28 protein-coding genes are annotated in these 23812 nt (G+C 70.0%); 10 read left to right on the forward strand and 18 right to left on the reverse strand.

What is annotated here, in order from left to right; all coding sequences use genetic code 11:
• Position 1: 1 nt before the first annotated feature.
• The 7 genes from AMYNI_RS0108035 to AMYNI_RS0108065 all read right to left on the reverse strand — a co-directional run bounded on the left by AMYNI_RS0108035 (position 2) and on the right by AMYNI_RS0108065 (position 6932).
• On the reverse strand, positions 2 to 337 hold the full coding sequence (locus tag AMYNI_RS0108035; protein ID WP_020667485.1) for a hypothetical protein: 336 nt from the start codon (positions 335 to 337) through the stop codon (positions 2 to 4).
• On the reverse strand, positions 334 to 1896 hold the full coding sequence (locus tag AMYNI_RS0108040) for an acyl-CoA synthetase (protein ID WP_020667486.1): 1563 nt from the start codon (positions 1894 to 1896) through the stop codon (positions 334 to 336). Before AMYNI_RS0108040 ends, AMYNI_RS0108035 begins: the two co-directional genes overlap by 4 nt.
• Positions 1896 to 3203, reverse strand: coding sequence for an MFS transporter (locus AMYNI_RS0108045; RefSeq protein ID WP_026360180.1), 1308 nt, complete (start codon positions 3201 to 3203; stop codon positions 1896 to 1898). Before AMYNI_RS0108045 ends, AMYNI_RS0108040 begins: the two co-directional genes overlap by 1 nt.
• 65 nt (positions 3204 to 3268) lie before the next feature.
• Positions 3269 to 4645, reverse strand: a complete 1377-nt coding sequence (locus AMYNI_RS0108050) for an alpha/beta hydrolase family protein (protein ID WP_020667488.1) — start codon at positions 4643 to 4645, stop codon at positions 3269 to 3271.
• A 20-nt stretch (positions 4646 to 4665) separates the two neighbouring features.
• Positions 4666 to 5124: a MaoC family dehydratase gene (locus tag AMYNI_RS0108055; protein ID WP_020667489.1), complete on the reverse strand. Its 459-nt coding sequence runs from the start codon at positions 5122 to 5124 to the stop codon at positions 4666 to 4668.
• A gap of 10 nt (positions 5125 to 5134) precedes the next feature.
• Entirely contained in the window at positions 5135 to 6010 is an 876-nt protein-coding gene (locus AMYNI_RS0108060) for a 4-hydroxyphenyl-beta-ketoacyl-CoA hydrolase (RefSeq protein WP_020667490.1), read from the reverse strand.
• A gap of 1 nt (position 6011) precedes the next feature.
• Entirely contained in the window at positions 6012 to 6932 is a 921-nt protein-coding gene (locus tag AMYNI_RS0108065) for an SDR family oxidoreductase (protein WP_020667491.1), read from the reverse strand.
• A 109-nt stretch (positions 6933 to 7041) separates the two neighbouring features.
• On the opposite strand from AMYNI_RS0108065, the gene AMYNI_RS0108070 reads away from it, so the two are divergent.
• Both AMYNI_RS0108070 and AMYNI_RS0108075 read left to right on the forward strand, forming a co-directional pair.
• Positions 7042 to 7878, forward strand: a complete 837-nt coding sequence (locus AMYNI_RS0108070; protein ID WP_040406672.1) for a PaaX family transcriptional regulator — start codon at positions 7042 to 7044, stop codon at positions 7876 to 7878.
• A gap of 47 nt (positions 7879 to 7925) precedes the next feature.
• The gene (locus AMYNI_RS0108075) at positions 7926 to 8321 is read left to right on the forward strand and encodes a PPOX class F420-dependent oxidoreductase (RefSeq protein WP_020667493.1); all 396 of its coding nucleotides are present in this window, start codon (positions 7926 to 7928) and stop codon (positions 8319 to 8321) included.
• 1 nt (position 8322) lies between these two features.
• On the opposite strand, the gene ligD is transcribed toward AMYNI_RS0108075, so the two are convergent.
• A complete protein-coding gene (gene ligD / locus AMYNI_RS47980) occupies positions 8323 to 10350 on the reverse strand; it encodes a DNA ligase D (RefSeq protein WP_084628650.1) in 2028 nt (675 codons plus the stop codon).
• A 100-nt stretch (positions 10351 to 10450) separates the two neighbouring features.
• Between ligD and AMYNI_RS0108085 the strand changes: the two genes are divergently transcribed.
• Entirely contained in the window at positions 10451 to 10900 is a 450-nt protein-coding gene (locus tag AMYNI_RS0108085; protein ID WP_020667495.1) for a VOC family protein, read from the forward strand.
• A gap of 10 nt (positions 10901 to 10910) precedes the next feature.
• Here the strand turns inward: AMYNI_RS0108085 and AMYNI_RS0108090 are convergent, their stop codons facing one another.
• The gene (locus AMYNI_RS0108090; RefSeq protein WP_020667496.1) at positions 10911 to 11627 is read right to left on the reverse strand and encodes an alpha/beta fold hydrolase; all 717 of its coding nucleotides are present in this window, start codon (positions 11625 to 11627) and stop codon (positions 10911 to 10913) included.
• A gap of 128 nt (positions 11628 to 11755) precedes the next feature.
• On the opposite strand from AMYNI_RS0108090, the gene AMYNI_RS0108095 reads away from it, so the two are divergent.
• The 4 genes from AMYNI_RS0108095 to AMYNI_RS0108110 all read left to right on the forward strand — a co-directional run bounded on the left by AMYNI_RS0108095 (position 11756) and on the right by AMYNI_RS0108110 (position 14326).
• Positions 11756 to 12106, forward strand: coding sequence for a YciI family protein (locus AMYNI_RS0108095; protein WP_020667497.1), 351 nt, complete (start codon positions 11756 to 11758; stop codon positions 12104 to 12106).
• A gap of 5 nt (positions 12107 to 12111) precedes the next feature.
• A complete protein-coding gene (locus AMYNI_RS0108100) occupies positions 12112 to 13374 on the forward strand; it encodes an RNA polymerase sigma factor (protein ID WP_020667498.1) in 1263 nt (420 codons plus the stop codon).
• A 1-nt stretch (position 13375) separates the two neighbouring features.
• A complete protein-coding gene (locus AMYNI_RS0108105) occupies positions 13376 to 14008 on the forward strand; it encodes a maleylpyruvate isomerase family mycothiol-dependent enzyme (protein WP_020667499.1) in 633 nt (210 codons plus the stop codon).
• A gap of 129 nt (positions 14009 to 14137) precedes the next feature.
• Positions 14138 to 14326: a hypothetical protein gene (locus AMYNI_RS0108110; RefSeq protein WP_020667500.1), complete on the forward strand. Its 189-nt coding sequence runs from the start codon at positions 14138 to 14140 to the stop codon at positions 14324 to 14326.
• Between the two features lie 4 nt (positions 14327 to 14330).
• Here the strand turns inward: AMYNI_RS0108110 and AMYNI_RS0108115 are convergent, their stop codons facing one another.
• From AMYNI_RS0108115 to AMYNI_RS0108130, 4 genes are all read right to left on the reverse strand, one after another.
• The gene (locus AMYNI_RS0108115; protein ID WP_020667501.1) at positions 14331 to 15611 is read right to left on the reverse strand and encodes an erythromycin esterase family protein; all 1281 of its coding nucleotides are present in this window, start codon (positions 15609 to 15611) and stop codon (positions 14331 to 14333) included.
• Positions 15612 to 15649: 38 nt separating this feature from the next.
• Entirely contained in the window at positions 15650 to 16297 is a 648-nt protein-coding gene (locus tag AMYNI_RS0108120; protein ID WP_020667502.1) for a response regulator, read from the reverse strand.
• A complete protein-coding gene (locus AMYNI_RS43995) occupies positions 16294 to 17544 on the reverse strand; it encodes a sensor histidine kinase (RefSeq protein WP_245573902.1) in 1251 nt (416 codons plus the stop codon). The genes AMYNI_RS0108120 and AMYNI_RS43995 overlap by 4 nt, the downstream gene beginning before the upstream one ends.
• Positions 17545 to 17674: 130 nt before the next feature.
• On the reverse strand, positions 17675 to 18235 hold the full coding sequence (locus tag AMYNI_RS0108130) for a TetR/AcrR family transcriptional regulator (protein WP_020667504.1): 561 nt from the start codon (positions 18233 to 18235) through the stop codon (positions 17675 to 17677).
• A gap of 79 nt (positions 18236 to 18314) precedes the next feature.
• Here AMYNI_RS0108130 and AMYNI_RS0108135 point away from each other — a divergent pair, with 79 nt between their 5' ends.
• Both AMYNI_RS0108135 and AMYNI_RS0108140 read left to right on the forward strand, forming a co-directional pair.
• Complete coding sequence (locus tag AMYNI_RS0108135; RefSeq protein ID WP_020667505.1) at positions 18315 to 18761, forward strand: pyridoxamine 5'-phosphate oxidase family protein; 447 nt, start codon at positions 18315 to 18317, stop codon at positions 18759 to 18761.
• A 98-nt stretch (positions 18762 to 18859) separates the two neighbouring features.
• Positions 18860 to 19426: a GNAT family N-acetyltransferase gene (locus AMYNI_RS0108140; protein ID WP_040406676.1), complete on the forward strand. Its 567-nt coding sequence runs from the start codon at positions 18860 to 18862 to the stop codon at positions 19424 to 19426.
• On the opposite strand, the gene AMYNI_RS44000 is transcribed toward AMYNI_RS0108140, so the two are convergent.
• From AMYNI_RS44000 to AMYNI_RS0108155, 3 genes are all read right to left on the reverse strand, one after another.
• Positions 19414 to 19824 (reverse strand): FHA domain-containing protein, encoded by a 411-nt coding sequence (locus tag AMYNI_RS44000; RefSeq protein ID WP_020667507.1) that lies wholly within the window; start codon positions 19822 to 19824, stop codon positions 19414 to 19416. The genes AMYNI_RS0108140 and AMYNI_RS44000 overlap by 13 nt on opposite strands.
• A 126-nt stretch (positions 19825 to 19950) precedes the next feature.
• Positions 19951 to 21087 carry a polysaccharide lyase family 7 protein gene (locus AMYNI_RS0108150; protein ID WP_020667508.1) on the reverse strand — a complete coding sequence of 379 codons (1137 nt, stop codon included), beginning with the start codon at positions 21085 to 21087 and terminating at the stop codon, positions 19951 to 19953.
• Positions 21088 to 21251: 164 nt separating this feature from the next.
• A complete protein-coding gene (locus AMYNI_RS0108155) occupies positions 21252 to 21683 on the reverse strand; it encodes a pyridoxamine 5'-phosphate oxidase family protein (protein ID WP_020667509.1) in 432 nt (143 codons plus the stop codon).
• A gap of 106 nt (positions 21684 to 21789) precedes the next feature.
• On the opposite strand from AMYNI_RS0108155, the gene AMYNI_RS47985 reads away from it, so the two are divergent.
• Entirely contained in the window at positions 21790 to 23109 is a 1320-nt protein-coding gene (locus tag AMYNI_RS47985) for an MFS transporter (RefSeq protein WP_169515717.1), read from the forward strand.
• Positions 23110 to 23170: 61 nt separating this feature from the next.
• Here the strand turns inward: AMYNI_RS47985 and AMYNI_RS0108175 are convergent, their stop codons facing one another.
• Both AMYNI_RS0108175 and AMYNI_RS0108180 read right to left on the reverse strand, forming a co-directional pair.
• Positions 23171 to 23386 carry a heavy-metal-associated domain-containing protein gene (locus AMYNI_RS0108175; RefSeq protein ID WP_026360182.1) on the reverse strand — a complete coding sequence of 72 codons (216 nt, stop codon included), beginning with the start codon at positions 23384 to 23386 and terminating at the stop codon, positions 23171 to 23173.
• A complete protein-coding gene (locus AMYNI_RS0108180; protein ID WP_020667514.1) occupies positions 23383 to 23781 on the reverse strand; it encodes a nuclear transport factor 2 family protein in 399 nt (132 codons plus the stop codon). Before AMYNI_RS0108180 ends, AMYNI_RS0108175 begins: the two co-directional genes overlap by 4 nt.
• Positions 23782 to 23812 lie beyond the last annotated feature (31 nt).

Consider the following 23812-nt stretch of genomic DNA (forward strand, 5'->3'; position numbering starts at 1 on the left):
GTTAGCCGGTCGGCCGGCGGCCGCGGAAGCGGGCCAGTGCGCTGAGCAGTCCGATCGCGCCGAGCCCGAGCAACGGCCACGCCCACAGCCGCCGGATCATCAGCGCGTCCTCGCACGCGAACTCCACCGCGGCCGGCGGTGCCGAGCTCACCCCGAGTTCCCTGTTCAGCTCGCCCGCTCTGGTGAACAGCTCGAGCCGTTCGGTGTCGGTGCTGAAACCGGTTCCGCAGGTCACCGTGCTTCTGGACAGATCGACCGCGACCGGGAGAGCGAGGCAGACGACCCCGGTCACCAGCAACGCGCCCGCGAGCAGGGCGAACAACACGCGGCCTTTCACGAGGGCGATCCTAGATCGGCGGAGCCGGGAGGGGTCCCGGTTCCGCCATCCCCGCGCAGCCCGGCTTTCCGGACCTTCCCGGATCCGGTCCGCGGCAACGCGTCGAGCAGTTCGAGCTGGGCCGGGATCTTGTACTTCGCCAGCCTGGGGCGCAGGAACTCGCGCAGCTCGTCGCGGGTCAGCCGCAGACCGGGACGGCACACCACGAACGCTTTGCCTACCTCACCCCACTTCTCGTCCGGAACCCCCACCACCGCGACTTCCGCGACGGCCGGATGTTCGAAGATCACGTTCTCCACTTCGGCCGGGTAGACGTTCTCGCCGCCGGAGATGAACATGTCCTTGACCCGGTCGACGAGGTAGAGGTGGCCCTCGTCGTCGGTCACGCCCACGTCGCCGGAGCGGAACCAGCCGTCCTCGGTCCGCGACTCGGCCGTGGCGTCCGGGTTCCGCCAGTAGCCGGGGGTGACGTTGGGGCCCTTGACGAGCACCTCGCCTGGTTCGCCGGGCGCGGTGTCGGTGAGGTCCGGGCGCACGACGCGCACCTGGGTGAAGAACACCGGCACACCGGCCGAGCCCACCTTGCGGAGGCTTTCGCTCGCTTCCAGGAAGGTCGCGCCCGGCGCGGTTTCGGTCATGCCGTAGCCCTGGCAGAACACCAGTCCGCGTTCCTGGTAGGTGCGAATGAGCGACTCGGGAACGGCGGCACCGCCGGACATCACCGTGCGCAACGAGGACAGGTCGGCATCGGCCCAGCGCGGCGAGCCGGCGAGTTCGGCGAACATGGTCGTCACGCCGAACATCCAGGTGATGCCCAGCTTTTCGATCAGGTGATAGCAGGTGTCCACGTCCCAGCCGGGCATGAGCACCGAGCAGCCGCCCTTGATGAACGTCGGGAGCAGGGTCTGGTTGAGCGCCGCGACGTGGAACAGGGGCGCGCTGATCAGGGTGCGGTCGTCGGCGGCGAGGTCGACGCCGACCAGCAGGTTGCAGGTGTTCCACACCAGATTGCCGTGCGTCAGCATCGCGCCTTTCGGGCGGCCCGTGGTGCCCGACGTGTAGAGGATGAGCGCGGTGTCGTCCAGCCGCACCGGCACGTCGATCGGCGCGGCATCTCCTTCCGAGCCTTCCTCGAGCCAGGGTTCGTACGCGAACTCGCCGGGAGCGGGGTCGGTGAGCGCCACCACCCGCACCGGCCGTTCAGCTATCCCCCGCACCACCTCCGCGCATTCCGGGCCGTAGATCAGCACCGTGGCGCCGGAGTCGGCCAGCAGGTAGGAGATCTCCGGTGCGGCCAGCCGGAAGTTCAGCGGAACGAAGATCCCGCCGAGCAGGTGGGTGGCGAACATCGTCTCGGCGAACGCGACGTGGTTCGGCCCCAGATAGGCGACCCTGGTCCCCAGGCCGACGCCCGCCGCCCGCAGCCGGAAGGCGAGTTTGGCGGTGCGGACGGCGAATTCGGCGTAGGTGATCGACCTGTCACCGAACACGAAGGCCACCCGGTCCGGTGTCATCAGCGCCCGCCTGGCGGGCCAGCCGCCCAGTCCTTCGTTCCGCATCACGGCTCCTTCACCGAATTCACCGAATTCACCGAGGCCAGGTCGTGCCGGCTGGTTTCGGGCAACAGCAGGACGCATACCGCGGCCAGCGCGCAGAACGCGGCGATCGTACCGGACACCGCGCCGGTACCGAGGCCCAGCTTTTGGAGCTGGGCGAAGAACACCGGCGCCAGTCCCCCGCCGACGCTGGCGAGCTGGTAGCCGAGTGACGCACCGGTGTAACGAGCTCCGGTGCGGAACAGCTCGGTGTACAACGCGGCGAGCGGTCCGTACATCATGGGATGCACCACGGCCTGGCCGAGCACCAGCGCGAGGGTGAGCAGGACGCGGTCGCCGCTGTCGATCATGGGGAACAGCACGAAGCCGTAACCGGCCATCACCACCACCCCGGCCAGCAAGACCGGTCGGCGGCCGAGCCGGTCGGAGACCGCCGACCACCCGATGATGCCGACTACGGCGCAGGCCGACGAGACCGTGATGCCGTTCAGCACGGTCTGCCTGGTGAAGCCGGCCTGCACACCGTAGGCGAGCACGAAGGTGGTCAGCGTGGCCTGGGCGACGAAGGCGGCCAGCCCCGCGCCGATGCCGAGCAGCAGGGGGCGCGGGTGGTTCCGCAGTACCTCGAACAACGGCGGCCGTCGAGAAGACCGTCCCTGCTCCCGCTGCGCGGCACGGAACACCGGGGACTCTTCGACCTTCAGCCGCACGAACACGCCCAGCCCGAGCAGCACGATGCTGAGCAGGAACGGAACCCGCCAGCCCCAGGCCAGGAACGCCTCCTCGCCGACCACGGCGGCGGTGCCGGTGAGCGCCGCGGTGGACAGCAGCATCCCGCAGGGCGCGCCGGCGTTGGTGAAACTCGCCCACAGCCCGCGCCGGGAGGTGGCGTGCTCGGCCGACATCAGCACGGCGCCGCCCCATTCGCCGCCGACGGCCACCCCTTGCAGCACCCGGAGCAGCACCAGCCCGACCGGCGCCAGTGCACCGATCTGCCGGTAGGTCGGCAGCACCCCGATCAGGAAGCTGGCCACGCCCATCAGCACCATGGTCAGCACCAACATGCGCTTGCGGCCGAGCCGGTCGCCGAAGTGACCGAAGATCACCCCGCCGAGCGGCCGGGCGAGGTAGCCGGTGGCGAAGGTGCCGAGACTGGCCACGGTCGCCACCAGCGGGTCGAGACCGGTGAAGAAGACCTGGCTGAAGACGACGGCGGAAGCCGTGGCATAGAGCAGGAAATCGTAGTACTCGATCACGCTGCCGAGAAAGCTCGATGCGACGGCGCGGCGGAGCTGTGCTGGCTCTGACATGGCTGAAACCCTCGTCGTTCCAGGCACCACCGGCGCCGTGCGGATAGCGGACGGTCCGAAATGGACTAGCTTCCCGGCCGGCGCCCGGCGAGGTCGAAGGGACGCGGATAGGGGGACGGCCGGTAGTCGACGAAGGCGTGCGCGACACCGGGCTCGGCCGCGCCGGCCAACGCGTTCATCGCGGCCGGTCCGGTGTCGCCCCAGGTTCCGGCGCGGACGCGACGCTCGAGCGCGTGCAGCGCGGCGAGTTGCTCGCCGGTGGTGAACGCGCAGTGCCCGGCTCGTTCGACCGTGGACTGCCGCAGCAGCCCGGCCGAGCCGGCCTTCGTGACGGCGTCGCGGTGGGCGCGCAGCACCTGCACCGGCACCAGCGCGTCGCCGGTGGTGTGGAGGTCCAGTTGCGGTTTGGTCAGCGCGCCGGTGAAGGCCACGTTGCGCGTCAGGTAGCCGACGGCCGCCGGATCAGCGCTGATCCGCGGGCCGTTCGCCAGCGCTGCCAGGTCGTCGCGAAGGGACAGGCCGGCGGCTCGGTAGAGGGCTTCGACTTCGGCCGAGTAGGGCGAACGGGCGAGCATCCGCCGGTAGTCGACCCCGGTGTTCCAAGACATATTGCCGCCCGCGCGGCTTTCCGCCTCCTGGCGCCAGTTCATCGCCACCGTGAAGAACTGGCTCAGCGCCTGGTACTGGTTGCGCTCTTGTTCTGCCCAATCGGTCTGGCTGGGGTCGTTGTAGCCGGGGATGTTGTGCAGGGCGGCGGTCAGCGCGATCCGCGCCCGGCCCTGCGGGGTGGTCTGGGCGGTGCCGACCGCGCCCGTCATCGTCGCGGCCGCCTCGGTCGCGGCGGCCTGGTCGGGAAAACCGGTCAGTGCCACCTCGGCGCCGGGGGCCAGCAGGGTCTTCGCCGCATAGGCCGCGTCGAGGGTGCTGTTCCAGTTCGCGACGCCGCCGTGCACCAGTCCGCACATCGACACCGAACCGTCGATCCGCCCCGGGTGCCGCTCGGCGATGGTGGTGGTGACCAGGCCGCCGTAGGACTGACCCCACGCGAACGTCCGCTCGGCCTTGCCGAACCGCGCGGTGAACTCGTCCAAAGTAGACAGTTGGTCGGGCACGGCCTGCTCGACGGCCCAGCCCGTGGTGGCATAGGACGAACCGATCAGGGCGTAGCCTCGGTCGAGCGCGGCCGCCGCGGTTTCTCCGGTCGGCGCGTCCTGCGCGGGATTGGGCGCACCGGACGGCCGGTAACCGTGGCTGAATAGCAGCACGGTGCCGTTCCAGTTCGCCGGCACGTCCATCACCCAGGTCGCTCCGCTGGCCAGCCGTCCCTCGTAGTGGCCGGAGGTGGCGGCCACCTCAGACACTGCGGCCGGTGCCTCGGTGACCAAGGCGAGCATTGCCACCGAGGCACCGGCGAGGACCCTGCCGTACAGACGAGGCTTCATCTGCGTTCTCCTCCGCTGGTTCAGGCGTAGTGCCGGTAGACGGCTCGGGCGACGCACGCGGGCTTGTCGGTTCCGTCGATCTCGACGATGAAGTCGACCAGCAGCTGCACGCCGTCACCGGAGACCTCCTCGACCGATGCGACCTTGCCGGCCAGCCGGATCTTGCTGCCGACCAGTACCGGGCTCGGGAACCGCACCTTCTCCAGCCCGTAGTTGAGACTCATCCGCACGCCCCGGATGTCGAGCAGTTCGCCGAACAACGGGATCAGCAACGACAGGGTCAGGTACCCGTGCGCGATGGTGCCCCCGAACGGGCCGTCCTTGGCCCGTTCGGCATCGGTGTGGATCCACTGGTGGTCGTTCGTGGCGTCGGCGAAGGTGTGCACCCGGTCCTGGGTGACCTCCAGCCACCCGCTGTGCCCGAGATCCCGGCCGGCGAGTGCCCCGAGTTCTTCGATCCCGCTGACGGTGATGGTCACGGCCTTCTCCCTACTTCGTCAGGCCGAGCAGCCCGGCCGCGTTGTCCTTGAGAATCTTCGGGCGTACCTCGGGTTTGATTTCGAGCTTGGCGAAATCGGCGAGCCACCGGTCCGGCGTGAGCACCGGGTAGTCCGAACCGAACAGCACCTTGTCCTGCAGCAGCGAGTTGGCGTAGCGCACCAGCAGCGGCGGGAAGTACTTCGGCGACCAGCCGGACAGGTCGATGTAGACGTACGGCTTGTGCGTGGCGACCGCCAGCGCCTCGTCCTGCCAGGGAAAGGACGGGTGCGCCAGTATGATCCGCAGTTCCGGGAAGTCCACCGCGACGTCGTCGACCAGCATCGGGTTCGAGTACTTCAGCCGGATCCCGCCGCCACCGGGCACCCCGGCACCGATCCCGGTCTGTCCGGTGTGGAACAGGGCCGGCACGCCCAGCTCCTCGATCACCTCGTACAACGGGTACGCGAGCGGGTCGTTGGGCGCGAAGCCCTGGATGCTGGGGTGGAACTTGAAGCCGCGGACGCCGTGCTCGGCCACCAGCCTGCGCGCCTCCCGCGCACCCGCCCTGCCTTTCCACGGGTCGACGCTGGCGAACGGGATGAGCACGTCGGGATGCTCGGCGCAGCCGCGCGCGACCTCTTCGTTGCTGATCCGCGGATGCCCGGTGGCGTGCTCGGCGTCCACGGTGAACACCACCGCGGCCATCCGGCGGGATCGGTAGTAGGCGGCCATTTCCGGGATCGTCGGCTGCCGGTGCCCTTCGGCCTTGAAGTACCGCTCCGACGCGCCGAACAGCTCGGGGCTCAGCGAGCCGTGGCCGTCCTGGGCTACCTCGGCGTGCGTGTGCACGTCGATCGCGACCAGTTCCTCGATGTCGATCGCCATGTCACGCTCCCGGGACAGCGGGCGCAGCGGGCGCCGGAATGCCGTAGGACTCCGGTTCGGCGCCGACACCGCTGTGCCAGGACCCGGCGATCGCCGCCGCGCTCCAGCCACCGTCGGCGTAGGCGGTGGCCTTCTCCCGCGGATGCGACCACAGCGCCAGCTTGTCCCCACCGATCCCGATGGCCTGGCCGGTCACCCCCTCGGACTCGTCGGAGACCAGGAAGACGATCAGGGACGCGACATCCCGCACGGTGCCGAGCCCTTCGCCTTTACGCAGCCATTCCGGAAGCGGCCGCCCGGTGCGCTCGGCCTCGGCGATGACCGGCGCGAACGCGGGAATGGTCCTGGTCATCTCGGTGGCCGCCACCGGTACCACGGCGTTCACCCCGACCTCGGCCTTGGCCAGTTCCATCGCCCAGGTGCGGGCCATCGCGACGATCCCGGCCTTGGCGGCGGAATAGTTGGTCTGACCGAAGTTCCCGCGCTGCCCGGCCGGCGAGGAGACCAGGATCAGGCGACCGCCGGTGCCCTGTTCCCGGAAGCGCGCCGCGGCCGAGCGGGCACAGGTGAACGTGCCGCGCAGGTGAACGTCGATGACCGCGTCGAAGTCCTCGTCGGTCATCTTCCACAGCACCCTGTCGCGCAGCACGCCCGCGTTGGTCACCATCGCGTCCAGCCGCCCGAACGCTTCGACCGCGGTCGACACCAGCAGCTCCGCGACCTCGGCCCGGCCGACCGGCGCCACCACCGGCACCGCACTGCCGCCGGTCGCGGTGATCGCTTCGACGGTTCGCCCCGCCGCCTCGGCGTCCACGTCGTTGACCACGACGGCCGCACCCGCGGCGGCGAGCGCTTCGGCGTACGCCCTCCCGAGCCCGCGCCCGCTACCGGTGACGACGGTGACCTTGCCGGACAGATCCATCTGGTCGTCCTCTCTCGAACTCCACGTTGAAGCATCAACAACATAGGGCGAATTCGTGGCGGCCGTCAATGATTTGCCCAACTTCAGGCCGGCGGACTACGCTGATCCGGTGACCGACAGCCATCCCGACAGCGCACCGGCCGCCGCCCGGCCCCAGTCCCTGATGCTCAGCTTCCTGGGGCTGTACGTGCTCGGGCGGGACACGGCCGTCTACTCCGGCAGCATCATCGACGTCTTCGACCGAGTCGGCGTCTCCGAGGAAGCGGTCCGCTCGACCCTCACCCGGATGGCCAAACGGGGCCTGCTCACCCGGCACCGCAACGGCCGTCGTGTCTACTTCGGACTGACCGCGCGCGCCACCGAGGTGCTCTACGACGGCGAGCGGCGGATCCACGAAACCGGTGCGGTCAACCGGGACTGGGACGGCAACTGGACGCTGGTCAGCTTCTCCCTGCCCGACACCAGGCGAAGCGATCGGCACGACCTGCGCTCCCAACTGATCTGGGCGGGCTTCGGCATGCTGCAGAACGGGTTGTGGATCGCGCCGGGGATCAAGGACGCCGCCTCGATCGTGGCGGAGCTTGGGCTCACCGACAACGTCACCGTGTTCACCGCTCAGCACGCCAAGCCGACCGAATCCGCCGACCTGGCCGGCAAGGCGTTCGACATCGACGCCATCGCTGCGCGGTACCGGACCTTCCTGGCCAGGTGGGACACCCGCCGTCCGCTCCCGTCGGCCCCGGACGACCTGGCGCGGCAGCTGCTCCTGCACTCCGACTGGCTCCAGCTGGTGCGCCAGGACCCGCACCTGCCCGCCGAGCACCTGGCCGCCGACTGGCCGGCCATCAGGGCCGAGCGGGTCTTCCACCGCCTGGACGGGCGCTACCGCACCAGCACCGCCCGGATCGTGGCCGAGGTGATCGACGAGATCCCCGCACCCGGCTGACCTCGCGGACACTTGCCGTTCCCGGCCGGACTGGCGAAACTGTGCTCATGACGGGACAGGTCGACCTCGCCGGGGACGAGTACTTCGCCCTGCGGACGTTCCGCCGGGACGGATCGCCGGTGTCGGCGCCGATCTGGCTGGCGCCCGCCGAAGGGCGCCTGTACGCGTACACACCGATCCGTTCCTGGAAGGTGCTGCGCCTCCGGCGGGACCCGAGGGTCGAGTTCGCACCTTCCGATTTCGGCGGCGAACCGCACGGCCCGTGGCGGACCGGGCGCGCACGGGTGCTTCCCGCGTCGGAGCTGCGCGTCGCCAAACGCGCGATGACCGCGAAGTACCGGAACAAGTTCCGCTGGTTCACCATCGTGACGCTGCTCGGCCGTGCACGGAAGCGCGGCGGACGCGCCGTCGGGCTCGAAATCACCCTCGACCCCGCGGGGTGAGCTATCGAGCGGGCAGTGCGACGCGGGTTTCGGCAAGTACCGCGAACAAGTCACCGAGCTGGTCAACGCGGTCGAGAACGTCGTCGGCGGTGAACACCAGTTGGGACGCGCGCCGGCAGGATCGGACCTCGTCCCAGGTGACCGGGGTGGACACGGTCGGCTGATCACGGCCGCGCAGGGAGTACGGCGCGACCGTGGTCTTGGCGGGGTTGTTCTGGCTCCAGTCGATGAACACCCGGCGGGTCCTGAGCGTCTTCGTCATCTTGGCCACCACCAGGTCCGGGGTTTCGCGGGCCAGCTGCTCGGCGACGGCCTTCGCATAGCCGGAAGGGCGCTCGGGCTGCCGGGTCCGCACCCCGGCGTAGACCTGCATTCCCTTGGCACCACTGGTTTTCGCCACCGGGGTGAGCCCGTCGCCGACAAGGATCTCCTGAAGCCGCTCGGCGACCATGGCGCACTCGACGATGGTGGCACCCTCGCCGGGGTCGAGGTCGAACACCAGCCGGTCGGGCGCGCGCCGCGCCGGTCCCGGCCCGACCGTCCACTGTGGTACGTGCAGTTCGAGCGCGGCCAGGTTCGCCGCCCACACCAGCGCGGGCAGCTCTTCGAACAGCGGGTACCGGACCGTTTCGGCCTCACCGCGGGAACCGCTGCTGGGCAGCACCACGGTCGGCAGCCAGTCCGGTGCGCCCCTGGGGACGTTCTTCCCGAAGAACTGCTGGGCCCCGACGCCGTCGGGGTACCTGATGGTGGTGACCGGCCTGCCCTTGAGATGCGGGAGCAGGACGGGCGCGACGCGGCTGTAGTAGTTGATCACCTCGCCCTTGGTGAACCCGTCCGGATACAAGGTCTTGTCCAAATTGGACAACGTCAGCCGTCGTTTCCCGGCCTGCACGGTGATTCGCCCGCCCGGCGCCACGGCGGGCTCGGGTGGTTCGGGCTGCGCTGCCACCGCCGGGCCGTCCGACACCGCGGGCGACGAAGGCTCCGGCGCGATCACCTCGGCGGGTTCGCGGTCGGCGCGCAGGCCCCGCCACGCGGTGTGCCGCAGCCGCCCGGCACCGCGGGTGAACTGCCGGTACACCACCTCCCCCACCAGCACCGGCTCGATCCAGTGCGCGCGGGCGACGTCCTCGCGCGGTGGCGCGGTGGCGAACGGCGGGGTCCGGCGTTCCAGCGGCTCCAGGCGGGCTTGCAGGTCCGCGCGCTCGCGCCGGCTGAAACCGGTGCCGACATCACCGAGGTAAACCAGCTCCCCGGTGCCGGGGTCGTGCGCGCCGAGCAGCAGCCCGCCGAGGGTGCCGGCGAAGCTGCGCTGCCCCGGTCGCCAGCCGCACAGGATCACCTCCTGGGTCCGGATCAGCGGGTGCTTCAGCCAGGTCTCCGGGCGTTCGCCGGACTGGTACGCCGAGGTCCTGAGCTTGCAGATCAGGCCCTCCATACCGGCGGCGGAGACCCGGTCGAGCAGGTCCTGCGGGGTGCGCCGGTCGGCGGCGAGCTGATCGAAGGTGTAGGCCGGAACCACCGCGACCCGGTACGGATCCGGCATCGGCAGCTCGGCGAGCAGCCGGCGCCGCTCGTCGTAGGGCTCGGCGAGCAGCCGGGTGTCGCCGAGGCGCAGCAGGTCGAAGGCCAGGAACCGGACCGCGACGTCGTCGAACGGCTGGTCGCCGCGCAGCGAACCGCGTTGTTTCTGGTAGCGGCCGCGCCGTTCCTGCAACAGCCCGAAGTCGACCTGGCCCGCTTCGTTGTAGACGACGATCTCGCCGTCGAGCACGGCCGCTGTGCCGTCGAGCGCGCCGCCGAGCACGTCGGCGAGCTGGGCGAATTCGCCCGTGAAGTCGATCCCGTTGCGGCTGGTCAGCCTGGTAGTGCCGTCCGGGGCGATCCGCATGCAGGCCCGGTAGCCGTCCAGCTTGGGCTCGTAGGCCCACTGCGGCCCGCTGCGCAGCCTGCCGCCATCCGGCTTGGCCAGCATCGGCCTGACCCACTCGGGCACCGGGGACCTGGCATCGCGGGCGTTGGCCATGCCGATCACCTCCTGTCCGGGCGTCCGGGTCGACCGTAACCCGATCGGCCTAGCTTCGCCGTATCCACGCAGGTCGGGCCGCCACTGAGAAGATCGACCCATGAGCGACTTCTACCACCTGTGCTTCGTTGTGCAGGACATCGAACGCGCCACCAGCGACCTCACCCGCACGTTGGGCGTGACCTGGAGCCCGGTACGCGACGGGCAGCTCGGCGACTGGGACTACCGGATCGTCTTCTCCGCTCAGGGTCCGCCGTTCTTCGAGGTCATCCAGGGCCCACCGGGCAGCCCGTGGGATGCGACGGCGGGTTCTCGGTTCGACCACATCGGATACTGGTCCGAGGACGTCGATGCGGACAAGCACCTGCTGGCCGAACGCGGCGCACCGGTCGAGTTCGACTCCTGCCCCTACGGACGGTCCTTCACCTACCACCGGATGGACAGCCTCGGCATCCGTGTCGAACTGGTCGACGCCTCGGCGCAACCCGGGTTTCTCGAAACGTGGAGCCCCACCGGAGCGCCCATGCCGTCACTGGCCCTGGGCCCGTGACCGGGTGGGCTCAGCGCAGGAAGTCCAGCACGGCCTCGGCGAACGCGGCGGGGGCTTCGCGGTGCACGTGATGACCGACCTCGATCTCGACCATCCGCGCGTCCGGGATCGCGGCCGCCGTCTCCTGGATCCGTTCCCGGGAAAGGTGACTGGCCGGCCCGCCGGCGACCAGCAGGGTGGGCGCGGCGATCGAGGCCAGCAGGGCCCACCAGTCCGGGTCGGGGGTGCGGAGCCCGCGGTAGACCGGGCGGACCAGCCGCCAGTCGAAGTCGACCGGCCCCGGTGCTTCGGCGGGCGGCTCCGAAGCGGGCTCGGCCGGTGGCGTGCGCGCGGGCGGCGCCGCCTCCTCGATGACCAGCCGCCGCACCCGCCGGGGATGGCTGCCGGCGAAAAGTTGCGCGACACCGCCGCCCATCGAGTGCCCGACCAGGTCCACCCGGTCGAATCCGCGGCGGTCGAGGAAGGCCAGCAGGTCACCGACCATCAGGTCGAGCGAGTACTCCCCCGGCCACGAGCTGGCGCCGTGCCCGCGTGCGTCGAGCGCGATCGCCCACCCGCTGTCCTCCGCCAGTTCGGCCGCGAAAAGGTCCCAGGTGGCCGCCTTGCTGCCGAGGCCGTGCAGCAGCACTACCGGCGTCCCGGACGGGGTGCCGGTCTCGCGGAAGCCGATGGTCAGGTCGCCGGCCGGCTCCGTGCCGGCGCGGACTCGTCCGAGGTCGATGGTCATTCCTCGAACCTATCCAGCGCCCGGAAAAAATTCTTCCGTGGCGTGTCCATCCTGGCGGACCCCGTTCGTAGTCATGCTGTACGGCAACCCGCCGCGCGGAAACAACGGAACACGAGGGGTATGGATTCATGAAGTACATGCTGCTGATCAACGCCGGTGCGATCGACGAGCAGGGAGGGGCCGCCGAGTGCACGGTCGAGGACTGGATGCGCTACGACAAGGAGGTGACCGACGCCGGGATCATGGTGTCCTCGGAGTCGCTGGCGGACCTGGTCACCGCCACCACGGTGCGGGTCGGTGAGGACGGCGAGCGGACCGTGACGGACGGGCCGTTCGCCGAGACCCGCGAAGTGCTCGGCGGCTTCTACGTGATCGACGTGCCGGACCTGGACGTCGCGCTCGACTGGGCCGCCCGCTGCCCCGGCGCCCGTGGCAGCGGGTCGATCGTGGTGCGGCCGATCGCCGACTTCGACGGCTGACCGCGATGGACGAGCAGGGCGCCGGGTCGTCCGTGGAAGCGGTGTTCCGCGAGGAACGGGGCCGGTTGCTGGCCGCACTCGTGCGCCGCTTCGGCGATCTCGACCTGGCCGAGGACGTCGCCTCCGAGGCGATCGAGGCGGCGCTGGCGACCTGGCCGGTCGAGGGCGTGCCGCCGAAGCCGGGGGCGTGGCTGATGACGACGGCGCGACGCAAGGCCGTCGACCGGCTGCGGCGGGACAAGACCTACGCGGCCAGGCTGGCCGTCCTGCAGGTGGAGGCGGACCGGGCCGATCCGCCGCCGCCCGCGGACGCGGACGGCGACCTGCCCGACGATCGCCTGCAGCTGTTCTTCACCTGCGCCCACCCCGCCCTGCCTACCGAGGATCACGCGGCACTGACCCTGCGCTGCCTTGCCGGGCTGACCACCCCAGAGGTCGCCCGTGCCTTCCTGGTGCCGCCCGCGACGATGGCGAAGCGGATCGTGCGGGCGAAGAAGAAGATCCGCGAAGCCAGGATCCCGTTCCGGGTGCCCGGCGCGGACGAGTTGCCGCAGCGGCTACCGGGGGTGCTCCAGGTCGTCTACTCGATCTTCACCGAGGGCTACTCGGCCAGCTCGGGCCCGCGGCTGCAACGGCTCGACCTGGCCGAGGAGGCCATCCGGCTGGCCAGGATCCTGCACCGGCTGCTGCCGGCCGAACGGGAGGTCGCCGGGCTGCTCGGGCTGATGCTGCTGGTCCACGCGCGACGCGACGCCCGCACCCGCCCTGACGGCGAGCTGGTGCTGCTCGACGACCAGGACCGCGGCCGCTGGGACCGCGCGATGATCGAAGAGGGCAGCCGGCTGGTGGAGGTCGCGCTGACCGGCGGCCCACCCGGCCGGTACGGCGTGCAGGCCGCGATCGCCGCCCTGCACGACGAAGCCGCCGACGTGACGAGCACCGACTGGCCGCAGATCGTGGCGCTCTACGACGTGCTGCACCAGCTCATGCCGTCCCCGGTCGTCGCGCTGAACCGGGCCGCGGCGGTGGCGATGCGCGACGGCCCGGAAGCGGGCCTCGCGCTGCTCGACGAACTGGCAGGCGAACCGCGGCTGCGCGGGTACCACCCGTACCCGGCCGCCAGGGCGGACCTGCTGCACCGGCTCGGCCGGCGTACCGAGGCCGCGGCGGCCTACCGCGAGGCGCTCGAACTGGCCGGCACCGAACCCGACCGCGTCCACCTGCGCCGCAGGCTCGACGCGGCACTTTCCACCGAGCAAGGAGACTGACATGGACCGCGACGAGATCCTTTCCTGGGTGAAGGCCGAAAGACTCGGCCTGGCCGACCTCCTCGACGAACTCGAAGACCACGAGTGGGCAACGGCCTCCCTCTGTCCCAAGTGGACGATGCACGACCTTGCCGCGCACCTGACCCTGTCCACCCGCACCACCATCGGGGTCGTGCTCAAGGGCGCGATCAAGGCACGCGGCAACTGGGACCGGATGGAAGCCGACCTGGCGCTGGAGCGGGCGGCGAGCTTCACTCCCGCCGAGCTCATCGCGCAACTCCGCGAGACGGCGGGCTCGCCACGTCGCGCACCGCTGGCCGCCCCGCTGGACCCGCTCGTAGACGCGCTGGCGCACGGGCAGGACATCGCGCGGCCGCTGGGGCGAACCCGGGAAATGCCGGTGGAGCGAGTGATCGCGGCACTCGACCACGTACTGGCCAGCCCGTTCTACGGCGCCCGCAAGCGCTTGCGCGACACCAAGCTGGTCGCCACCGACGTGACCTGGTCGGCGGGAAAGGGCCAGCACGAAATCCGGGGCCCGGTCGGCGAACTGTTCCTGCTGGCGACCGGCCGCCCCACCGCCCTCCCCTCCCTGTCCGGCCCCGGCGTCACCCACGTCACCACCGCCCTCTGACCGTTTGCCCCTTAAGGGCGACTTCGGTGCTACCCGTTCCGTTGAGGGACGGTGCTGGGTACCATCGAAAGCGGCGCAGGACCGCCGCGCCGGGGGGATTTCACTCTCCGGGCGGTCAAAGGAGCCGACGTGACCGCTTTGTCCTGGGGTGGATTCGTTCTGGTTGTGGTCCTGTTCGCCTGGGCAACATGCATCGCCTTGCTGCTGTTGAACAAGATCGTCGCGTCCCCCGGACGGGACATCAGCATCAGGATCCGGTTGTGCCCGTGGCCGCGAATCGAAATCGAGGCCAAAACCGTCCCACATAAGCGCTGCTGAACGATCAGCCGAGGGCGGGGGTGACTTCGGTGGTCGTGGTGGGGACGGACAGGACCCCGTCGAAGGCCTCGGGTACCGGGGTTTGCAGCTCGGTGCTCTGCATTCTGATGCGATCGAGCAGCACGTCCTCCTGCCCGGTTCGCAGCGGCCGCAGGTCGGTATAGGTCAACCTGGGGCCGAAACCCGCTTCGATCAGAGCTTCTTCGACGCTGCCCTTCGTCGGTGGGCCGAGCGGGGTGTCGGTGACCTCGAAGCCGAGTTCCTTGCTCTCGTCGGGATACATCTCCGGAACGGTCCCAGCGGTGTGCGTCAGTGCGATGGCCCGGTAGTCATGGCCGAAATGGCGGCTGAGGTAGAAACCCAGCGGCAGCGCGGCGAGCTGCCCGTCGAAGGAGACCGGCGTCTTCTGGATGTGGCTGTTGTGGGCGACCAGGACGACCCGCGCGTCCGGGTCGCCGCGCCGCAGGTGCCAGCGCATCGAGTCGGCCATGAACCGGTCGCGGACCGACGCGTCACCGGGCAGTCCCCCACCGGCGAACACCTCGTGCAGGGTGGCGAACATGTAGTCGGTGTGCACCGCGGCCTCAAGATGGTGCTTCGCCAGGTCGTACCGCTCCTGGTCGCTGCGCTCGACGTAATGCGGTGCCATCGCCCGGAATCGGAGCGACAGCCGCGACAACACGGCCGTCAGCGCGGTCTGCTCGCCGCGCGCCAGTCGTGCCCACCGCGGCGCGGCCACGGCCATCGACCGTCCGGCGATGCGGTCACCGATGGCCAGCGCTTCCTCCACCGCGGGCACGGCCTCGGGGTCCACCTCGCTCAGATACCGGGCCACCGGCTCGAGCGCCGGCCGCAGCGTGCCGCCGGCGTCGGGAATGTCGAGCCCGGCGAACCGCAACGGGGCGGCACTGTTGGTGTTGTGCCGGCGCAGCCAGCGGGCCATTTCGCCGTTGAGGCCGGAGCTGGTGGTGCCGGTCATGCCGGCCAGCGCCCCTTCCGCACCGTAGCCGCGAAGCCAGCGGTCGAGCGGATGGCCCTCGGCGAAACCGAACTCGAAGGCGAGCACGCTGAACCCGCACCGCTCGGCGAGGAACCGGATCAGGCGTTGCCGTGCATGGCCGAACTCGGCGACGAAATGAGCGCCTTCACCGATCGCCACGACGCGGGCGTCGCCGACCAGCTCGCGGACCGGCTCCAGCTCGTCGAGCGGCGCGTCGGCGTCCAATGTGGACAAAGTGTGGGTGTGTGCGCGGAACCAGTCCGCCGCACCATGCCGGGTGCTCAATTCGGCCAACTTTCCTTACTGGGAGGCAAAGCCCGAGACTACGGCCGTTCCGGTGCGCCAGGGGTGAGCAGCCCCCGGTTGAACGCTTCGGCGACTGCCGCGGCGCGGTCGCCGACGCCGAGCTTGCCGTAGATGTTCAGCAGGTGGGTCTTGACCGTGGCCTCGGTGATGAACAGCCCGGCCGCGGCCTCCCGGTTGGTGTTCCCGGCCGCCACCAGTTCGAGGACCTCCAGCTCCCGGCGGCTGAGCGGCCCGGCGCCGGGTGCCCGGACCCGGTTCATCAGGGTGGCCGCCACCGAGGGCGAAAGCACCGCCTCGCCGTTGGCCGCGGCCCGGACCGCCCGCAGGAGCTCGTCGCGGGGAGCGTCCTTGAGCAGGTAGCCGGTGGCGCCCGCCTCGATCGCGGGCAGCACGTGGCTGTCGGTGTCGTAGGTGGTCAGCACCAGCACGCGCGCGGCGACGCCCCGCTTCGCCAGCTCGGCGATCGCGGTCACCCCGTCCATTCCGGGCATCCGCAGGTCCATCAGGATCACGTCCGGCCGGGCAGCCTTGGCGAGCCGGACGGCCTCGGCGCCGTCGGCCGCCTCACCGAGCACCTCGAACTCCGGATCGCGCGCGAACATGCTGCTGAGGCCGTCCCGGACCACGGGGTGATCGTCGGCGATCAGCAGCCTGATCGGGCTCACGCGCCCGCCTCCGCCGGGACACAGGCCGAGATCCCGGTGCCGAAGCCGGGTTCCGATTCGATCTGCAACGTCCCCGACAGGCTCTCGATCCGCTGCCGCATCGCGACCAGGCCGAACCCGCCGCCGTCCGCGGATCCGGCGAGCCGAACCGGGTCGAAGCCGGTCCCGTCGTCGCGCACGTCCAAAGCGACCTCATGCTCCATGTAGGACAGTGTCACCCCGACCCTGGTGGCCCGCGCGTGCTTGGCCACGTTGGCCAGCGCCTCCTGCGCGGTTCGCAGCAGCGCGAACTCGGTCTCCGGCCGGATCGGCCAGGCCGAACCGGTCGTGGTGACCTGGACCGCGACCCCGTGCAGTGCCGACCAGCGCCCGGCCACCCCGGCCAGCGCCTCCCCCAGCCTTGCCTTCCGCAGCGGCTCCGGACGCAGCGCGTGCACCGAACGCCGCGCCTCGGACAGGCTCTCCCTGGCCAGTCCGGTCGCGGCGTCGAGATGCCGTTGCCATCCAGCCGGGTCGCCGTGGAGGTGCACGGCGGCCTGCAGCTGCGTGATGATCCCGGTCAGCCCCTGTGCCAGCGTGTCGTGGATTTCCCTGGCCATCCGCTGCCGTTCGTCGTGCACCCCGGCCTCCCTCGCCTGCGTCAGCAACTGCTCGTGCAGGCCCGCGTTCTCCGCGAGCGTCGCCTCGAGCCTGCGGTTCGCCTCGCTCAGCTCGCGGAGTGCCTGCTCGCGCTGCGCGTCCCGCAGGTCGGCACGCCAGGCGAACCAGGCGAACCCGCCCATCGGGAGCACGTTCACGGCCAGCACCGCGAAGTAGCCCAGCAGGCCGACGAGTGTGCTCTTGTCCACCGGGTATGCCTGCGCGGTACCCGCCACGACCGCCGTCCCGGCGACGCCGGCCAGCTGCCACGGCCATGGCAGCAGCCTGAACACGTAGACGTACAGAGCGGGCGCGAAGCAGCCGAACCAGGGATTCCTGAGCACCAGGAGCAGCGTGCTCACGATCAGCACGGCGATGAACACCGCCATCACCCGCGGCCGGTCCCACCAGGAGGGATGCAGGGTGAAAAACCAGAGCATGCAAGCCGCGATCAGCGCGCACAGGGCAAGGTCGGCGAGCACCGCACGGTCCACCGGGCGCCGCACCAGCACCGTGACCACGACCAGTACCGCCAGCAGCAGGTAGGGCCCGACCGTGATCACCGGAGACCACTGCCGCTGCCGTGGACGCGGTAGCGGAGCACTCATCCGCGCCTCCCCCATGACATCCGCTCAGCCTGACAACACTACGACCGGGCGCGCATCGGCCGATCACCCGAGCGGACGGCTGAGCCGCCAACCCGGACGAACGGTTGAGCCGGTCCACCGATCGGCTGACTCACGGTGCCCGGTGCCCGAGCAGGCGGCCGACCAGCACCGCGGTGGTTTCCGGTTCGACCGGGATGCCGAGCAGGACCCGCAGGTAGAGCGGCGCCAGCACGTAGTCCAGCACCTCGTCGACGGACGGCACGGGTTCGCCGCGGGCGGCGGCCGCGTCCAGCATCTCCTGCAGGTCCGCGCCGCGGGCCAAGAGCCGCTCGCCCTGCCGCTCGCCGGACGTCCTGGTCGCCATGGCCGCGATCAGCGCGCGCAGCACCACCTGGCCGCCGGGGTCGGCCATCGCGCGCTCGACACGCCCGGCCCAGGCGAGCAGATCGCCGCGCAGGGAGCCGGTGTCCGGGATCGGCGACGTCGCCTGCAGGCGGGTCACGGCCGCGTCCAGCAGGAGGTTCTCCCGGGTGCCCCAGCGGCGGTAGATGCTGGTGGGGTTCACCCCGGCGCGTTCGGCGATCTTCGGGATCGCGGCCTCGAACTCCCCGGCGACGAGCAGTTCGACCACGGCCTGATGCACGGCGTCGCGGACGCGGGCACTGCGGCCGCCGGGTCTGGTCGTCGTCATGCGCCCATCTTAAAGCCGTGACATTCGCTTTAGTCGCGGCTAGTGTTAAAGCAAACCTGATTGCCTTAAGGAGCCCTGGATGTCCCGCAAGATGAACCCCGAGCAGCGCGAGAGCTTCCTCGCCGAGCCTTACGTCGGCGTACTGAGCGTCGCGAGCGAAACCGGCCGAGCCCCGCTGACCACGCCGATCTGGTACGACTACCGCCCCGGCGGTGATGTCAAGGTGCTGACTTCACCAGGGCTGCGCAAGACCCGGTTGATCACCGACGCTGGCCGGTTCGCGCTGTGCGTCCAGGCGACCGATGGCCCGTACCGCTACGTGACGGTGGAAGGGCCGGTGCTCGAAACCAGGCCGGTCACCGAAGAGGAACGCTACGAGATGGCCGCGCGCTACCTTGGCCCGGAACTCGCCGCCGGATACGTCAAGGCGACCCATGCCGCGCAGTCCGGCAACATCGCCTTCCGCATGCGACCGGAACGCTGGAACACCGCCGATTTCTCCGACTTGGCCGACAAACTCGGCTGACCCAAGGCGGCGGATAACCGGTGGACGGGTGCGGGCGGCTGCGGTCAGGATGGCGGACGATCAGGTCCGTCGAGAAAGGCGTCGAGAAAGGCACAGCGGTGCACGTCTTCCTGGAAACAACCCGGCTGGTGCTGCGCCGGTTCACCGAGGACGACGTGGAAAACCTGGTCCTGCTGCACAGCGACCCCGAAGTGATGCGCTTCCTCACCGGGGAGCCGACACCGCGCGCCGAGATCGAGAACGAGGTGCTGCCCGGGATCCTGCACGACTACCGCCGCGGCAGGGAAGGCCGGTGGGCCGCCGTCGAACGGTCCACCGGAGAGTTCCTCGGCCGGTTCGCGCTCCAGCCGCCGGAGGACGGCCGGGCCGACGAGCGGGAACTGGGCTACCGGCTCAAGTCGTCGGCATGGGGCCGGGGCTACGCCACCGAGGGATCGCTTGCGTTGATCCGCAAGGCGTTCACCGAACTCGGCACCCAGCGGGTCTGGGCCCAGACCATGGCCGTCAACACCGCCTCCCGCCGGGTGCTGGAGCGGGCCGGCCTGAAGTACGTGCGCACCTTCCACCTGCACTTCGACGACCCGCTCCCCGGTACCGAGCAAGGCGAGGTCGAATACGAGCTACAACGATCCGACTGGTACCAGCCACATCCTCAGGCGAGATAGGCCAGCCGGAACTTGCCGATCCAGATCTCGTCACCGGGATTGATGGTCACCCTGTCCACGGGAAGCCGGTTGACGTAGGTGCTGTTGAGCGATCCGAGGTCGACGAGTTCCAGCCCGTCGCCCTTGCGGTGGAGTTCCGCGTGCTGGCGGGAAACGGTGAGATCGTCGAGTCTGATGTCGCATTCGGCGTGCCGGCCGATGGTGATCGTGCCGTCCGACAGGGGGAACCGGGTACCGACCCCTGGCCCTCGGACGATGACGAGCAGGCCGGTCCCGCGGGCATCGGGCGGCAGTACCGGCGGCGGTGACGGAGCGTCACCCACGGGCGGCGGTGCGATCGCGGAGGTCGGCTGGTGCTCGTGCAAAGCGGCGTGCTGCGGGTCGTGTTCGTTACTCACGGTGCGCTCCCTTCCCGCTGATCACTCCAGTATGTCCGAGGTACGGGGATAGGCACGCACGCGTCTCGCTTGTCACAGCGAAGAAGGTGGTGCCGGCAGGGAACGGCCGGCACCACCGGTGGTCTTCTAGTCGTGCGTGACGCTCAGCCCGTAGATCTTCACCTCGCCGTAGTTGCCGTCTTCGCACGGCGACGACTTTTCGCAGTTCGCCTGCGTGTACGCGCCGGCCTTGAAGTAGCCGCCGCTGAAGCTCTTCGAGATGGTGGTCTGGAGCACGCCGTTGTAGTAGGCCTTGATCTTGCCGCCCTCGACCACGAACTTCGCCTGGAACTTCGTGCCCAGCACGTAGTTCTCGGTCACCAGCTTGTGATCACTGGTGTTCCCGTTGGTGATGTAGAGCTTGCTGCCTTCCAGGCGGAAGACCGAGACATCGTCGTTGGCATCGTGGATCTGCCCGGCCACGACATCGGGCTTGTCCTTGGGCTGCGCGGTGATGGCTTCCTCGATCACCATGGTGTGCCTGCCCGAGGTCGAGGACCAGCTTGCCTTCTCGGTGCCCGAGTTCTTCATCTCCCGCAGTTCCGAGCGGGGATAGTTCGAGCCGCTCGTGGTCACCCCGTTGACGGCGGCGCGGAACTGGACCGCGTCGCATTCCGGGGTGGCGACGAACCACGGGTCGATCGAGTACGTGTCCAGTTCCGGCTGCTCGACGTTGGTGGGGCTTTCGTCCTCACCAATCGGCAGCCCGACGTACCAGTTCGTCAGGTCCAGCACATCCGCCGGATGTTCGCAGTCGCCTCCCGTCCCGTCGGCGCCGTTGACGGTCGTCTCGGTGATGCTGGTCCATTCGTTCGTCGTGTTGCCGTGGCCGACGATCCGCAGGTACCGCGCCGAACTGTCCGGCAGGTCGTAGTTCTCCAGGCCGGTCGAGCTCCCGCTGCTGGTTCTGCCCGCGGCAACCGTGGACCACGACGATCCGTCGCCGGACAGCTGCACGTCGAACGTCGTCTTCCTGGTGTTGCCCTGGTGCCAGGCCAGCGACACCGAGCCGACCGTCTGCGCCGAGCCGAGGTCGTACCGGATCCACACCCCGTCGCCCTCGGCGGACCAGCGCGTGGACAGATCCTTGTCCAGGGTGTTCGCCGCGACGTTGCCGTCGTCGGCACTGGCGGTGACACCCGCGATCTCCAGCGGACTCGCGGCCGAAGCGACCGCGCCGGGCATGCCGAGAACCGCGACCACAACCATCCCGGTCGCGGCCACGGCGCCTGTACCCCGCCGCTGCCCTCTCTTGAGAAGCCTTACCGACCCCATCACTCGCGCCCCTGTCTCTTCAGCTTTCTCCGGTCACCGTGCAACGCGCTCACGGTATGGCCTGGAGCGGGCCGGCCCGGTCCGCTGACCTGAAGCTGTCAGCGCCGGCGTGCTCAGACGGTGTAGCTCAGGTCCTTGGCAATCAGGGAGTCCGGACGCAGCCGCAGCCAGTTGGTCCCGCTCCGCGCGGGGTCGTCGTAGAGGTACGAGCGGAATCGCTGGTCCCAGCTCGTCTCGTCGGCGCCGAGGTAGCGGGCGAGCTTGCGGCGTCCGCGCGGCACGTCGAACGGCAGGATCTCGGCCCGGCCGCGGGCGATGACCTGCCGGACCAGCCCGGTGGCGAGGTCGCACTCGTCGACCACGAGCGCGAGCACGGGATCCGCCAGCACCCGGTGCAGCAGTTTCGTCCAGGTGCCGGTCAGCACCCAGAACGCCCGGTCCTCCCAGAGGAACCAGGCCGGCCGGACGGTCGGGCCGTTCGTCGCGATCCGGGCGGTTAGCGGTCGCGACAGGAACGCGTCGACCTCGAACTCTTTTCCAGGCACCTGATGACCATCCGTTCGGTAGCGGCCCATCCTTGTTGACAGCTTGTTCGCCGCCTGCCTATATTGCCAAATAACTAAATTGTTAAAGGCCTATATAAGGAGAACCGTGCGCGACGGCGAAGAAGACGGCGGGCTGCTCGGCCCCGGCTACCGGGCACTGACGGTGGGGCTGGCCGGATCGGTCACGGTGGTGGCGTTCCTGTGGCTTGGGGTCACCACCGTGCTGCCGGTGATCGCCGACGAGCTCGGCGGGCTTTCGCTGTACGGCTGGGCGTTCACCGGATTCATGCTCGCCAACATGGTCGCCGCGGTGACCATCGGCCAATGGGCCGACCGCGCCGGTGCGGTGCGCCCGTTCCTGGCGTCCTTCGTGGTGTTCGCCGCCGGCTGCGTGGTCGCGGCCGCGGCGCCGACCTGGATCGTGCTGCTGATCGGCCGCGCCGCACAGGGCTTCGGCGTCGGCGGGGTGCTGACCGTGGTCTACCTCGCGGTGGGGCGCGGCTACCCCGAGCGCCTGCGCGCGCGGATGCTGGCGCTGGTCGCCTCCTGCTGGACCGTGCCCGCACTGGCCGGGCCGGTGGTGCTCGGCGCGCTGGCCGACCTGATCGGCTGGCGCGCGGTGTTCGGAGTGTTCATTCCGCTGGCCGTTCTGGCCGTGCTGCCCACGCTGCCCAGGTTGCGCGGCCCCGGCAGCGGAGCGCCCGGTTCGCCGAGACGACTGCTCGCGACCATCGCGCTCGCCATCGGGATCGGCGCCGTGCTGGTCGGGCTGGACACCCGAAACCTGGTGCTGCTCGTCCCGCTGGTCGTCCTCGGTGCCGCCATCGCCCTGCCGGCGCTCCGGATCCTGTTGCCGGCCGGCGCCCTGACCCTGCGCAGGGGGCTGCCCAGCGCCATCGCGGTGCGCGGCCTGGTCAGCGCCGGCTACTACGGCTCCGAAGCGTTCTTTCCCCTCCTCATGACCAGCGTGTTCGCGTTCTCCACGACCGTTCCGGGCTCGCCCTCGCGGCCGGCGCGGTGTCCTGGGTCGCCGGCGCCTGGCTGCAGGCCCGCGTCGACGAGCGCGGCGGCAATCTCGGCCGGCGGCGCCGCATCGTCGTCGGATTCGTGCTGCTCGCCGCAGGATCCACTGCGATCACCGTGGCCGTGGCCCTGCACACCGACCTGCACACGGGCCTTTCGGCCGCCATCGCGATCGCCGGCTGGGCGGTCGGCGGCGTGGGCATGGGCCTGGTCTACCCCTCGGTCACCACCCTCGCCCTCGGCCAGTCCACCGACGCCGAAAAGGGCGCCACCAGCGGCAATCTCCAGCTCGCCGAAACCCTGTCCGTCGCGCTGGTCACCGGCGTCGGCGGCGCGATCATCGCCTACGGCCAGACGGCCGGCTGGGTACCGGTGGCGGCGCTGGTCGCGGTGTTCGCCGTGACCACGCTCGCCGCGGTCACCGGCATCGCCACCGGCACCCGCACCCTCGACACCCGGCCGGGTCAATCGTCCACAGTGGTCAGTTCGTAGCCCGCTTCTTCGACCGCGCCGCGGATGTCCGCCAGGTCCAGCTCCCGGTCACTGGTCACCGTGACCGCGCCGTTCGCCACGTCCACGGTCACGGCCGTGACACCGGCGACGCGTTCGATCTCCTCGGTGACGAAGGCGGCGCAGTGGCCGCAGGTCATTCCGCTTACGGCGTAAGAACTTTCGGTCATGACTCGGAGCCGGCGGTAAGAGTGCGGGTGAGCAGGTGCGCCTGGCGCATCCGCCCGTCCGGGGCGAACTGCCCGAAGAAGCACACCTCGATGGTGAGGTTCCTCTTGTGGTTCTCCACGAACAAGGTGTACCGGGCCGCGAGCCGGTCCCCGTCCACCATCGCGTCGTGCACTTCCATCCGGCCACCGAACCGGTTCTTGCGCACCGGGCGGGTGTGCGCGATCAGCTTGGCGCGATCCATCCGGTGCCCGTCGGCGACCTGGACGATGTCCGGCGTGTGGTAGCGGTCGACGACCAGCGCCGGATCTTCGTCGCTGCGCAGCAGTTCTTCGTTGAAACCGGCGTAGAAGTCGGCGATGAACTGCTTCGGGTCGGTGTCGCTGAGTGGTCTCATGGTCCTCCTGCCGAATGATCTCTTACAACCT

Origin of the sequence: Amycolatopsis nigrescens CSC17Ta-90, from assembly GCF_000384315.1 — a bacterium.
GTDB classification, from domain to species: Bacteria; Actinomycetota; Actinomycetes; order Mycobacteriales; family Pseudonocardiaceae; genus Amycolatopsis; species Amycolatopsis nigrescens.